Raw genomic sequence first — 13,407 nt, forward strand, 5'->3', positions numbered from 1 at the left:
CGGTCGAGGGTCACCCCGATGGCCCAACGGGTATCGATCCGGCTCTGGTTAAACTCGATCCGGCCCTGGCTGGACTCGGTGGCTCTCGACCCGAAGAGGTGTTCGCGGTGGTGCGACCGGACTGGGTGCCGCTGAGCGTGGACGTTTCCGTGCCGAGCATCGCCCGCGCCTACGACTTCATGCTGGGCGGCGCGCACAACTTCGCCGTCGACCGGGAGATCGCGCTCCAGATCGACCGCATGATGCCCGGCCTGCGGGCGGGCGCGCGGGTGAACCGGGCGTTCCTGGGCCGGGCCGTGCGGTTCATGGCCGACCAGGGCGTCCGGCAGTTCCTCGACATCGGGTCCGGCATCCCGACGGTGTCCAACGTGCACGAGGTCGCGCAGGCGGTGGACCCGGAGTGCCGGGTGGTCTACGTCGACCGGGATCCGATCGCGGTCGCGCACAGCGAGCTGATGCTGGCCGACAACGACCGGGCCGCCATCGTGCGGGCCGACATGCGGGACGTCGAAGGCATCCTGAACAGCCCGCAGGCGCGCCGGCTGCTCGACTTCGACCAGCCGGTCGGGCTGCTGATGATGCTGATGCTGCACTGGATCCCGGACGAGTGGGAGCCGGCGGGGCTGGTGGCCCGCTACCGCGACGCGCTGCCCGCCGGCAGCTACCTGGCGGCCAGCCACGTGAGCGCCGACCACGTGGGCTCGCGGATGCACCGGGCGGCCGAGATGATCAAGGAGAGCGGCAGCCGCGACCAGTTGACCGTGCGCACGCACGCGGGGGTCCTCGCCCTGTTCGACGGCTTCGACCTGGTCGAGCCCGGCCTGGTGGGCTGCGGCGAGTGGCGGCCGAGCGGACCGGCCGACGTCTCGGACGAGCCGATGATGAACATGCTGCTCTACGCCGGAGTCGGCCGGAAACCGTGAGCGGAGCGCAACGCCCGCGAGATCGATGAATCGATCGTGTGACTTTTATTCACTCCAATGGTCGAGGGCATCGGAACCTCGGGTAGGTAGGCTTCCGCGCGACTTGGACAATCAACGCGGGGCAACCGGCAATGCCTAATCCCGACCGCACGTCGGAGAACGACCCGTCCACACCGGATACCTGCCGGGGGCGGGAATTCCTGGCACGCAAATGGTCGTACCTGATGAGCGGCGCGATCGTCGTCGCGCACACCAAGGATCAACTCGATCGCGAATTGCGAGAACAGCTCGACAAAATCTGCGCGGCGCTGCACCGCGAGCCGTTCGAACCCGAATCGCTGACCCGGCTCGGGGACGAACTCGTCGCGCTCGGCTACGTGGGCGAAGCCGGTCTGCGCTGCACTTCCGACGTGCTCGGCCGCGGTCTGCTGGCGCTGCCCGAGTTCCAGCCCGTCGAGCGGTCCGCCGAGCGGATCGTGGTCGGGCTGGGCGCGCTCGCGACCGGGTTCCTCGCCGCGAACCGCCGGGCCGTGTTCGAGCAGCAGGAGAGCATGCAGCTCACCCTGCTCAAGGCCGTCCGGGACGCCAGGTGGCGGCTCCAGGAGAGCGAGGCGCGGTTCGACGAGGTGGTGATGTCCTCGGCGAGCGGCGTGCTGATCGTCGACCTGGAGGGCCGGCTGCTGCGCGCCAACGCGGCGATCACCGAGATCCTCGGCCACACGGCGGCGGAGCTGACCGAGCTGACCCTGTTCGACCTCGTGCACCCCGACTCGGTGGCCGGGCTGCGGGAGGCGATGAGGCAACTCCTCGACGGCGGCCACGAGCGGATCCGGCAGTCGCAGCGGCTGCTGCGCAAGGACGGCGACGTCGCGCGGATCTCGCTGACCACCTCGCTGCTGCGCGACGCCGACAACCGGCCGGCGCACTTCGTGACCGTGGTGGAGGACGGCACCGAGCTGATGCTGCTGCAGGGCGAGCTGAACCGGCAGGCGCTGCACGACGTGCTCACCGGGCTGCCCAACCGGCAGTACTTCAGCACCTACCTGGAGACCGCGCTGCGACGGGCCGACCCGGTGTACGGCGTCACGCTGTTCCACCTCGACCTGGACGCGTTCGGCATGGTGTGCAACAGCCTCGGCGGCCGGGCGGGCGAACGGCTGCTGGTGCACGTCGCGCAGCGGCTGAAGACCGTGCTGGCGCGGGAGAAGGCGATGATCGCCCGGTTCGAGGGCGACGAGTTCGGCATCCTGGTGGAGAACAGCGCCACCACGCCGGACATCGCGCGGATCGTGGCCGCCGTCAACGACGAGCTGTCCGAACCGACCTTCGTGGAAGGTCACGGCCTCGCCGTGTCGGCGAGCATCGGCGTGGTGCGGCGGCCGTCCCGCGACCTGGAGCCGGCCGAGCTGCTGCGCGCCGCCGACCAGGCGCTGCGCCGGGCGAAGGCGGGCCGGCGCGGCCAGTGGGAGCTGTTCCACCCGAAGCAGGACGCGGCGGACCGGCGCACGCAGGCGCTGGCGGTGGGCATGCCGGGCGCGTGGGAGCACGGGGAGATCGGCGTGCGCTACCGACCGGTGTGCGGGTTCGCGGGCGGCGTCGCGGGCGTGGAGGCGTTGCTGCACTGGGACCGCGAGGAGCCGCTGGCGCACGGCGAGTGCGTGGCGCTGGCCGACCAGACCGGGCTGATCCTGCCGCTGGGCGAGTGGCTGCTGCGGGTGGCGGGCGGGCAGGCCCGGTGGTGGCGGCAGCGCGACGGCATCGAGGCGCCGCTCGTGGTCGACCTGTCGCCGGTGCAGTCGGGTGACGCGGACCTCGTGTCGCGGGTGGTGCGGGTGCTGGACGACACCGGCCTGCCGCCGGACCGGCTGGTGGTGGGGATGCCGGTGGGCGTGCTGTCCGTGGCCGAGGCGGCGGACAACCTGACCGTGCTGGCCGACATGGGCGTCCGGACCGCGCTGCACGACTTCGGGCTGGGCCCGGACGACGTGGCCGCGCTGGAGAGCCTGCCGGTGACGTACGTGCGAGTGGCCCGGCGGCTGGTCGACCACCGCGCGACCTACGTCGAGGCGCTGGTGTCGGCGGTGCGCGCGTCCGGCGTGACGATCGCGGTGGACGGCGTGCGGACCGCCGCGCAGGCCGACTGGTGGCGGGCGGCCGGCGCGGACGCGGGTGCGGGCGATTACTTCGGCGCGGCCTGCCCGCCGGGCGATGTGGTGGCGTTCTTCCGGTGACGCGCATTTTCCTCAAAACGACGGAACCGGCGGGTCCGGATAATTACGGAGATAAGAGCTTTCGCGCGTGATCAACCGCACGGAGTCCACTCGACCGCACCGAAGGCCCTGGTAGCGGTCCCACGGAGCGACCACGAGCAGGCCGTGCCCCGCCAATTACACAGCGTGTTCAGGGAGCGGTAAAACATACCTCACGCGGGTTAGTGACTCTGGTTTTAATGGCGGTCGGCGATCACAGTGGACCCCTACAACGGGTATTTCTCTCCGCCGTACCCCACAAGATCGGGTGTCTCCGTGAACCACGAATCGATGCAGCACTTCTCCTCCGGTCCCTGGACGCTGGTGCTCGCCTACGGCGTGTCCGTGATCGGCTCCCTGATCGGCCTGTCCTGCATGGCGAGAGCCCGGAGCGAACCGGCCCGCGGAGCCAAGGTCCGCTGGACCGTCCTGGGCGCGTTCGCCATCGGCGGCATCGCCATCTGGCTGATGCACTTCATCGCCATGCTCGGCTTCGACGTGCCCGGCACGACGATCAAGTACTCCGCTCCCCTGACCGCCCTGTCCGCGCTGGTCGCGGTCCTCGTGGTCGGCGTCGGCCTGTCGCTCGTGACGCTCGTCCGGTTCACCCGGATGCGACTGGTCCTCGCGGGCGCGCTGGCCGGCGTCGGCGTCGCGGGCATGCACTACCTGGGCATGTCGGCGATCCGCTTCAAGGGCGACATCTTCTACGACCAGACCCTCGTCGCGGCGTCCGTGGCGATCGCCGTCGCCGCCGCCACGGCCGCGTTCTGGTTCACCCTGGTCGTGAAGACCGCCGTCGCCAGCGTGGTCGCGGGCCTGATCATGGGGGTGGCCGTGACCGGCATGCACTACACCGGCATGGCGGCCGTCCGCGTGACGTCCGACGCGTCGCTCCCGGCGCCCCGGGGCACCGCGGTGTTCGACCTGGTCTTCCCGATCTTCGTGATCAGCGGCCTGGTCGTCGGAGCCCTGCTGTGGATGCTCTTCACGACCGCGAACGACTCCTTCCGCGAACCCGCCGGCAGCAGCGGCTGACCCCGGGAAAACCACCACCGACCCGGCGACCCGGTTTGCTAGGGTCGCGCGCATGACGTTCTTCTTCCGACTCTGACGCGACCGTCGGCGAGCCACGGGCATCCCCCTCGCCGTCGATGCGGGGCGGCACCTCCACCGCCCCGGTCGCGACGCGGAAGAAGATCCATGATCTCTCCCCCACCGGCGTGCGCGCACGCCGGCACTGAACCGCGTCCTGGCCACCCCGCCGGGACGTGACGGCCGCGCGCCTGCTGGCGCGCACGGTACGAGGCATCGAGTCGTTGGCCGCACAGGAGATCCGGAGCCTGGGCGCCGTCCACCACACCGCCCACCGCGAGGTGTGGTGGACCTGCGCGCGCCCCGGTCCCGAGGTGCTGGACCTGCGTTGCGCCGACGACGTCTTCCTGGTCGCCGCCACGGTGGCGGGCATCGGCCACACCCGGGCCGATCTCCGCCTGCTGGCGAAGGCGGTGGCGACGCTGGACGCCGGGCACGTCACCGCGCGGCGGGCGGCGTTCGGCGTCTTCGACCGTCCGTCCACTGTGGACGTCTCGGCGTCCTTCCTGGGCAGGCGCAACTACACCAGGTACGACCTGGAGGACACCGTCGGGGAGCCGTTGGCAGCGGCCCTCGGCCTGGCCTACCACAGCCGGCGCGACGGCAAACCCGCCCCGCCGGGGTTGTCCTGGCGGTTGACGGTCACCGACGACCGGGCCGTGCTGGCCCTGCGGATCGCGCCGAAACCTCTGCACCGCAGGGACTACCGCCGGGCGACCCGTCCCGGGGCCCTGCACCCGCCGTTGGCCGCCGCGATGCTGCGGGTCGCCGATCCGCCTCCGGGCGCACGCCTGCTGGACCCGTTCTGCGGAACCGGCACCATCCCGATCGAGGCCGACCTGCCGCTGACCGCCATCGGCACCGACGCGGACCCGTCCGCCATCGCCGCCGCGACGGTCAACGGCAGGGGCAGCCGGGTCGCCTGGGCGGTCGCCGACGCGGGCCGGCTCCCGTTCCCCGCAGGCGGGATCGACGTGGTGGTCGGCAACCCGCCGTGGAACCGCCAGGTGCGGCCGGCCGGCGCCCTCGCCCGCCGGCCGCACCGCTTCTGGCACGAGCTGACCCGCGTCCTGTCGCCGACCGGCCGGGCCGTCCTGCTCCTGCCCGACGCCGACCACCACCTGGCCCAGGCGGAGCGCGCCGGCCTGGCGACCACCGATCGACGCCCGGTCAGCCTCTTCGGCGCCCACCCGGAGATCGTCACCGTGACACCAGCACCCACCCGACGTTGACCACGACAACCGCCGCCGACGCCCACAGGACCCACGGCGCGGCCCGCCGCCGGCGGGCGATCCGCCGGGCGTCGGCGGCTCTCCGCGGCTCCCCGGCGGACAGCCGGCAGGCCGACACGAACACCCCGACACCGATGATCAGCAAGAGCGCCAACGCGGCCGGCGCCAGCTCGACGTCCACCAGCCGACCTCCGTTCCCCACGCAGCCATAATGCCAATAAGTGGCAACAAGCTCCGACCCGGCCGGCCGGGATCACCTCCGCGACCGGTCGATCTCGGCGGTCAGCTCGGTCCGCAGCCCGTCGTGCCGCGGACCGAGCGCGTGCGCCGGACCCGTCCAGCGTCCGGCGGGTACAGGTGGACCGTGGCGGACGACCGGCTCCACGGACGCCGTCGAAGGGCCGCGGGACGAGGTCGCGGAACTCCCTGCTGTCCGCGGTCGAGAGATCGGGTACGCGGCGCTGCTCGCCGCTCCCCCGGTGGTCGGTTTCGCGGCGGTCGTCGTCACGCGGTCGCTCATACCGAAGCGGTGAGCCGCTGAACCCGAAGTGCCGGGCGTGCCCGCCCCGCGCCACGTCGGCGTACGCCACCGCCGCCGCACCGGGCCGAACCGCGAGGTCAGGCCCGCGCGAGTAGTCCGGCCGGGTCGTGAGAACTCTTCATATGTGACCGTGCGTGCACATCGGCGGAGTACGCATTTTCGCGTCGAGTCACCGATTCATCCGGCGGAATACCGATCACGCCGGGAGCACCCCTGAAAAGCGTCGCCAAGTCATCCCGGCACATCACTGACCTGGCCCTTAACAATTACCGGAAATACCCGCGCACCCTCCGTGACGAGGCCCATTCCAGTTGACCCGGAGCACCCCGTACCCGCCGGTCGGGCGGAATCCGGCAGCCACTCCCCGGAAACCGCTACCGCCGTTCGGTTCACATCGGTGCGGTGGCCGACCCGACTTCTGCGGCCCGGCTGCCACTACGGACCAGCAGTCCTGTAAGCCTTCTGGAGGTGCCCGGCCCGGTTAACGTGCGCTACCTTCGGATTCGGCCGCACCGGTTCCACCCGAGGCGCAATTAATCCAAGGGACCTCCGGTCAGCGCGCGAAAATTCGCCCGGCCACCGGTCCGCTGACCCGTCCCAGCGCTTCGACAGTTGCCCTCCCAGTGCTGAAGGATGCGGGGAAACAGCGATGGAAAAATGTACGGAGCCGGCCGTCGCGACGGCCGAGTCCCCACCGGGGCGTGATCGCACCGGCGATTTATCGGGCGGACTCGTGGTCCGCAAGTACGGCGGCTCGTCGCTGGCTACGCCCGACCGGGTACGGAGCGTGGCCGGGGCGCTGGCGGCGCTGGTCGCCGAGGGCAGGCGGGTCGTCGTGGTGGTCTCCGCCATGGGCGACACCACCGACGAGCTGGTCACGCTGGCGGGCGAGTTCGCCGACCGACCCGATCCACGGGAAATGGACCAGCTCATGGCGACCGGCGAACAGGTGTCGGCCGCGTTGCTCGCGCTGGCCGTCAACCAGCTCGGGGTGCGCGCCGGGTCGCTGTCGGGCGACCAGGCGGGGATCGTCGTCGGCGGCAGGCCGGGCGCGGGGGTGATCGAGCGGATCGACGCCCACCGGATCCTGGAGCGGCTGCGGCACTGGCGGGTGGTCGTGGTGGCGGGTTTCCAGGGCCGCACCCGCGACGGTGAGCTGCTCACCCTGGGGCGGGGCGGTTCGGACACGACGGCCGTGGCCATCGCCGCCGCGCTGGACAGCGCGGACTGCGAGATCTGCACGGACGTGCCCGGCGTGCACACCGCCGACCCGCGGGTGGTGCCCGGCAGCCGGCGGCTGGCCGACGTGCCCTACGACGTGATGGCGGAACTCGCCGGGCGCGGCGCGAAGGTGCTGCACCCGAGGTCGGTCGCGCTGGCCGCCCGGCACGACGTCCGGGTGCGCGTCGTGCACTCGGCGTGGCCGGTGGTCGGCACGACCGTCGCGGCCGAACCGCTGGAGGCCGGCCACCGCGTGGTCGGCATCGCGCACGAGCGCGACGTGCGGCTGGTGTCCCTCACGCTCGCCGGGGCGCGGCCCGTCCGGTGCGCGCCCGCGCTGGCGAGGCTGGTCGAGCACGGCCTGCACCCGGACGTGCTGACCTGGCAGGACCGGCACGAGGTGCGGTTCACCGTGCGCGGGCGGGCGCCGCTGGACGTGGTCGGCGAGGTCGCGCGCGAACTGGGCGCCCGGTGGGCGGTCGAGGAGGACCTCGGTGCGGTGTCCGTGGTCGGCGTGGGGCTGTTCGACCATCCCGGCTACCTCGCGGAGACGCTGCGCGCGGTCGGCGGGCTCGGCGTGGCCGTGACCGCGCTGTCCACCTCGCCGACCCGGTTCACCGCCGTCCTGCCCGTGGACCTGGTGGACGGGGCGGTGCGCGTGCTGCACGAGACGTTCGGTCTGAGCGGGGTGGGCCGGTGAGCCCGCGCGACGCCCCGGTCGGTGTCGTCGCCGACGGCCGGGTCCTGACCTGCGGCGGGTTCAGCCAGGAGACCCGGTGGAGAGCGGGGGAACGGCTGGAGTCGGTGTTCGAGGAGCACTGCGACCGGTACCGCGACCGGCTCGCCGTGGACGCCGAGGGCCTGCGGCTGACGTTCGCCGAACTGGACGCGTGGGCGAACCGGCTGGCCCGGCACCTGCGTGCGGAGGGCGTCCGGCCCGGCGACCGGATCGGCCTGCTGTTCGACCGACCGGCGGACGCGTACGTCGGGATGCTGGCGGTGCTCAAGGCCAACGCGGTCTACGTGCCGCTGGACACCGCGTTCCCGGACGACCGCCTGGCCTACATCGTGGGCGACGCCGACGTGCGCCGCGTGCTGTCGGTGTCGTCGTTGCGCGCACGGGTGCCGGTCGACGTGGTGTGCCTGGACGAGGTGGAGCCGACCGTCGCCCGGCTGCCCGCGCACCGGCTGACCGCGGCGGAGAAGGGCGCGTCGCCGGACGGACTGTGTTACGTCGTCTACACGTCCGGCTCCACCGGCCGGCCGAAGGGCGTGACCGTCGAGCACCCGGCGATCTGCAACTTCGTCCGGGTGGCGGTCGAGGTCTACGGGATCGAGCCCGGCGACCGGATGTACCAGGGCATGACGATCGCCTTCGACTTCTCGGTGGAGGAGATCTGGGTGCCGCTGCTGTCCGGCGCGACCCTCGTGCCCCGGCCGGCGGGGGCGGCGCTGGTCGGCCACGAGCTGCGGGACTTCCTGCTGGACAGGAGGATCACGGCGCTGTGCTGCGTGCCCACGCTGCTCGCGACGATCGACGACGACGTGCCGGAGCTGCGTTTCCTGCTGGTGTCCGGCGAGGCGTGCCCGGAGGACCTGGTCACCCGCTGGCACCGGCCGGGGAGGCGGTTCCTCAACGTCTACGGCCCGACCGAGGCGACCGTGACGGCGACCTGGGCGGTGGTGCGACCGGACCGCCCGGTGACCATCGGCGTGCCGCTGCCGACGTATTCGGTGGTGGTGCTGGACCCGGACGAGCCGCGCGCGCTGGACCGGGGCGAGGCGGGTGAACTCGGCATCGCCGGCATCGGCCTGGCCACGGGGTACCTGAACCGGCCGGACCTGACGTCCCGGGCGTTCGTGCCGGATTTCCTCGGGGTGGAGAACAACCCGTCGGGCCGCATCTACCGCACCGGCGACCTCGCCCGGATCGACGAATCGGGCGAGATCGAGTACCTGGGGCGGATCGACACCCAGGTCAAGATCCGCGGGTACCGGGTCGAGGTCACCGAGATCGAGTCGGTGCTGCTGCACGTGCCCGGCGTGGCGCAGGCGGTGGTGGAGCCGTTCCGGCCGGACTCCGGCACCGTCGAGCTGGTCGCGTACTACAGCCTGCGCCAGGACGCCGTGGATCCTGGGGCGGAGGAGATCTACCGGCGGCTGCGGGACCGGCTGCCCGCGTTCATGGTGCCCGCGTACCTCGAACGGCTCGACCTGGTCCCGATGACGCCGGCGGGCAAGGCCGACCGCCGCAACCTCCCCGCGCCCACGGCGGTCCGGAGCCTGGCGTCCGGGCGTCCGCACGTGGAGCCCGCGAACGCCACCGAACGCGTGCTGGCCGAGGCGCTGGCGGAGGCGGTGCGCGTGGAGCGGGTCTCGGTGGAGAGCGACTTCTTCGCCGAACTCGGCGCGGACTCGTTGCTGCTGGCGAGGTTCTGCGCGAAGGTGCGGCAGCGCACCGACCTGCCGCCGATCCCGATGCGGGACGTGTACCGGCACACCACCGTGCGCTCGCTGGCGTCGTCGCTGTCGAGCGTGCCCACCGCGACCGCTCGGGTGGAACCGGCCCACCGGGCGGGCACCGCGCGGCACCTCCTCTGCGGGTTCGCCCAGATCCTCGTGTTCCTGGGCTATGCCTGCGGTCTCGGCCTGTTGCTGGAGACCGGGTTCGGGTGGATCGCCGAGGCGGAGGGGATCGCGTCGCTGTACCTGCGCTCGGTGCAGCTCGCGGCGGCCGGTTTCACGTTGCTCGCGGGCGTGCCGATCGTGGCGAAGTGGCTGCTCGTCGGGCGGTGGAAGGCGCGCGAGGTCCCGTTGTGGGGCTTGGCCTATTTCCGCTTCTGGACGGTCAAGACCCTCATCCGCTTCAGTCCGCTGGCCCTGTTCGTCGGCTCGCCCCTGTACGTGCTCTACCTGCGTGCCCTTGGCGCGCGGATCGGCAAGGGCGTGCTGTTCCTGACCCGCAACCCGCCGGTGTGCACGGACCTGGTGACCGTCGGCGACGGCGCCGTGATCCGGAAGGACTCGTACCTCAACGGGTACCGCGTGCGGGCGGGCCGATTGCAGACCGGGCGCGTGACGTTGGGCGCCCAGTCGTTCGTGGGCGAGATGTCCGCGCTCGACATCGACACCGCCCTCGGCGACCACGCCCAGCTCGGCCACGCTTCCTCGCTGCACAGCGGGCAGACCGTTCCCGCGGGCGAGTCCTGGCACGGCTCGCCCGCGGGACCATCCACAGTGGACTATCGTGCGCTGGACCCGACCACCCTGGGACGCGGACGCCCGCTGGCGTACGGCCTGGCGCAACTCCTGACCCTGCTCCTCGTGCCCATGCCCCTCCTGCTGCTGGCCACGGACGTCGTGATCGGCTTGGTCTACACCGGTCCGCCGGACTTCACCAGCTTGGCGTTCTACCGGGGCCAGGTCCTGAACTCCCTGCTGCTGTACTTCGGCGGCCTGCTGGTGGGCCTGCTCGTCGTCCTCACCGTGCCGCGCCTGCTCACCCCGCTGCTGCGGCCCGGACGGGCGTATCCGTTGTACGGCTTGCGTTATTCGGCGCACCAGGCGTTGTTCCGGCTGACGAACGTCCGGGCGTTCAACTACCTGTTCGGCGACAGCTCGGCCATCGTGCACTACCTGCGGGCCGTCGGATACCGGCTGGGCGCGTTCGAGCAGACCGGGTCGAACTTCGGCGTGGAGGTCAAGCACGAGACACCCACGCTGTGCACGGTCGGCGTGGGAACCATGGTGTCCGACGGGCTCTCCCTGCTCAACGCGGACTTCTCGGGCACGTCGTTCCGCCTGCGCGAGGTCGCCGTCGCACCGAAGGCCTTCCTGGGCAACAACATCGCCTACCCGCCGGACGCGCGCATCGGCGACAACTGCCTGCTGGCCACGAAAGTCCTGGTCCCGCTCGACGGACCGACGCGCACCGACACCGGCCTGCTCGGCTCCCCGGCGTTCGAGATACCGAGGACGGTCCGCCGGGACACCGAACTGGACATCGCCGGAGGCCGGAGCCGGGGCCTGGCGGCCAAGAACCGCCACAACACCGTCACCGCCCTGGTCTACCTGCTGGTGCACTGGCTCCAGGTGCTGGGCGTCGTCCTCATCGGCGTGGCCACCGGCAGCCTGCACGCGCGGTTCGGCTGGGCGGCGACCGCGGCGAACATCGTGCTGACGGTGGTGTTCTCCGTCTCGTTCCTCGTCCTGGCCGAACGGGCCGTGCAGGGCTTCCGGCCGCTGCGCCCGAGGTTCTGCTCGATCTACGACCCGGTCTTCTGGCGGCACGAGCGCTTCTGGAAGCTGAGCCCCGGCCGCTACCTGCTGCTGTTCGACGGCACGCCGCTGAAGAGCGTCCTCTGGCGCCTGCTCGGCGTGCGCATCGGCCGACGCGTGTTCGACGACGGCTGCGCGATCCCGGAGAAGTCCCTGATCACCATCGGCGACGACTGCACGCTCAACGCGGGCAGCACGATCCAGGCGCATTCGCTGGAGGACGGAACGTTCAAGTCGGACCACATCAGCATCGGCACCGGCGCGACCCTGGGCAACGCCGCGTTCGTCCACTACGGGACGACCATCGGCGACCACGTGGTCGTGGACCCGGACTCGTTCGTGATGAAGGGCACCGAAGCCCCTACCAGGTCGAGGTGGCGCGGCAACCCAGCCGTAGAACTGACGGAAGACAGCGCGGACGATCCCGCGCGGAGGCAGCCATGACTCAGACGACGATCAACTACCCCCTGGTGACCACGGCCATCCCCGGCCCGCGATCGGCCGAGTACCTGAGCCACCAGAACCAGTGGGAGTCCAACGCGAGAAGCTATCCGCGCCGCCTGCCGATCGCGTTAGCGGAGGGATTCGGCAGCTACGTCCGGGACGTGGACGGCAACGTGTTCATCGACTTCCTGTCCGGAGCGGGTGTGCTGTCCCTGGGCCACAACCACCCGGAGGTGGTCAAAGCAGCCGCCGACCGCCTCCAGGTGCTGACCCACGCGTTGGACTTCCCGACCCCCGCGAAACGCGACTTCGTGGACGCCCAGCTATCCATGCTGCCGCCGACCCTGCGCTCCCGCATGAAAATCCACTTCTGCGGCCCGACCGGGGCCAACGCGGTGGACGCGGCCCTGAAGCTGTGCAAAACGGCCACCGGCCGAGGCAGCGTGGTGTCGTTCCAAGGTGGTTTCCACGGCTCCAGCCACGCGGCGATGGCGCTGTCCGGTCTGGTGTCCCAGAAGGAGCCGGTGGCCGACGGGATGCCCGGAGTGCACTTCTTCCCGTACTCCTACTGCGCCAGGTGCCCGCTGGGGCTGAACCCGGACACGTGCCAGACGAACTGCGTGAGCCTCCTGGAACGTTCGCTGAACGACCCCAACGGCGGAATCACCAAACCGGCGGCGGTGGTGCTGGAACTGGTGCAGGGTGAAGGCGGCATCATCCCCGCCCGCCGGGCCTTCGTGCAGCGGATCCGGGCCCTCACCAAGGCTTTGGACATCCCGCTGGTGGTGGACGAGGTGCAGACGGGCTGCGGGCGCACCGGCACCTGGTTCGCGTTCGAGCACTACGACATCGAACCGGACGTGATCGTGGCGTCGAAGGCGCTGAGCGGCATCGGCCTGCCCGTGGCCATCATCCTCTACGACAAGGAACTGGACACCTGGTCCCCCGGCGCGCACACCGGCACGTTCCGCGGCAACCAGGCGGCTTTCGCGGCGGGCGTCGAAACGATCAAGATCTTCCACCGGGACCACATCCTGGAGAACGTCCGCGACCGGGGAGCGCAACTGCGGGCGGACCTGACCGCCCTGGAACCGAACCCCTGGGTCCACGAGATCCGGGGCCGCGGCCTGATGTGGGGCATCGAACTCGCCGACCCCATCACCAAGGCGCCGGCATCCGATCAGGCAGCGGCCGTGCAGTCCTACGCCCTGCGCCAAGGCCTGATCATAGAACTGGGCGGCCGGGACGACTCGGTGGTCCGCCTGATGCCCCCGCTGAACGTGACCGCGGACGTGATAGACCGGGCAGCCGCCATCGTGGTGGACGCCATCACGCAATACTGCCCGTCCATCACCTGAGCGCATCCCGAACCAGGGCCCTCGACCACGACCGGTCGAGGGCCCTGCTCGCGGGCACGTCCCAGG

9 protein-coding genes are annotated in these 13,407 nt (G+C 71.3%); 8 read left to right on the forward strand and 1 reads right to left on the reverse strand.

The window, feature by feature from the left end:
- The first annotated feature begins 179 nt into the window (after positions 1 to 179).
- The 4 genes from ACQPZF_RS35405 to ACQPZF_RS35420 all read left to right on the forward strand — a co-directional run bounded on the left by ACQPZF_RS35405 (position 180) and on the right by ACQPZF_RS35420 (position 5,499).
- Positions 180 to 923 carry an SAM-dependent methyltransferase gene (locus ACQPZF_RS35405; RefSeq protein WP_433274855.1) on the forward strand — a complete coding sequence of 248 codons (744 nt, stop codon included), beginning with the start codon at positions 180 to 182 and terminating at the stop codon, positions 921 to 923.
- A gap of 224 nt (positions 924 to 1,147) precedes the next feature.
- A complete protein-coding gene (locus tag ACQPZF_RS35410) occupies positions 1,148 to 3,154 on the forward strand; it encodes a putative bifunctional diguanylate cyclase/phosphodiesterase (protein ID WP_433264558.1) in 2,007 nt (668 codons plus the stop codon).
- A 294-nt stretch (positions 3,155 to 3,448) separates the two neighbouring features.
- Entirely contained in the window at positions 3,449 to 4,210 is a 762-nt protein-coding gene (locus ACQPZF_RS35415; protein ID WP_433264560.1) for an MHYT domain-containing protein, read from the forward strand.
- A gap of 233 nt (positions 4,211 to 4,443) precedes the next feature.
- Positions 4,444 to 5,499 carry a methyltransferase domain-containing protein gene (locus ACQPZF_RS35420; protein ID WP_433264562.1) on the forward strand — a complete coding sequence of 352 codons (1,056 nt, stop codon included), beginning with the start codon at positions 4,444 to 4,446 and terminating at the stop codon, positions 5,497 to 5,499.
- Here ACQPZF_RS35420 and ACQPZF_RS35425 read toward each other — a convergent pair.
- Positions 5,468 to 5,701: a hypothetical protein gene (locus ACQPZF_RS35425; RefSeq protein WP_433264564.1), complete on the reverse strand. Its 234-nt coding sequence runs from the start codon at positions 5,699 to 5,701 to the stop codon at positions 5,468 to 5,470. The genes ACQPZF_RS35420 and ACQPZF_RS35425 overlap by 32 nt on opposite strands.
- Before the next feature lie 19 nt (positions 5,702 to 5,720).
- Here ACQPZF_RS35425 and ACQPZF_RS35430 point away from each other — a divergent pair, with 19 nt between their 5' ends.
- The 4 genes from ACQPZF_RS35430 (at position 5,721) to ACQPZF_RS35445 (ending at position 13,341) form a co-directional block, all read left to right on the forward strand.
- The gene (locus ACQPZF_RS35430; RefSeq protein WP_433264566.1) at positions 5,721 to 6,032 is read left to right on the forward strand and encodes a hypothetical protein; all 312 of its coding nucleotides are present in this window, start codon (positions 5,721 to 5,723) and stop codon (positions 6,030 to 6,032) included.
- A gap of 657 nt (positions 6,033 to 6,689) precedes the next feature.
- On the forward strand, positions 6,690 to 7,961 hold the full coding sequence (locus tag ACQPZF_RS35435; RefSeq protein WP_433264568.1) for an aspartate kinase: 1,272 nt from the start codon (positions 6,690 to 6,692) through the stop codon (positions 7,959 to 7,961).
- Complete coding sequence (locus ACQPZF_RS35440) at positions 7,958 to 11,983, forward strand: Pls/PosA family non-ribosomal peptide synthetase (protein WP_433264570.1); 4,026 nt, start codon at positions 7,958 to 7,960, stop codon at positions 11,981 to 11,983. The genes ACQPZF_RS35435 and ACQPZF_RS35440 overlap by 4 nt, the downstream gene beginning before the upstream one ends.
- On the forward strand, positions 11,980 to 13,341 hold the full coding sequence (locus tag ACQPZF_RS35445) for an aspartate aminotransferase family protein (protein WP_433264572.1): 1,362 nt from the start codon (positions 11,980 to 11,982) through the stop codon (positions 13,339 to 13,341). The genes ACQPZF_RS35440 and ACQPZF_RS35445 overlap by 4 nt, the downstream gene beginning before the upstream one ends.
- Positions 13,342 to 13,407 lie beyond the last annotated feature (66 nt).

It is taken from the genome of Actinosynnema sp. CS-041913 (assembly GCF_050942485.1).
Taxonomy (GTDB): domain Bacteria; phylum Actinomycetota; class Actinomycetes; order Mycobacteriales; family Pseudonocardiaceae; genus Actinosynnema.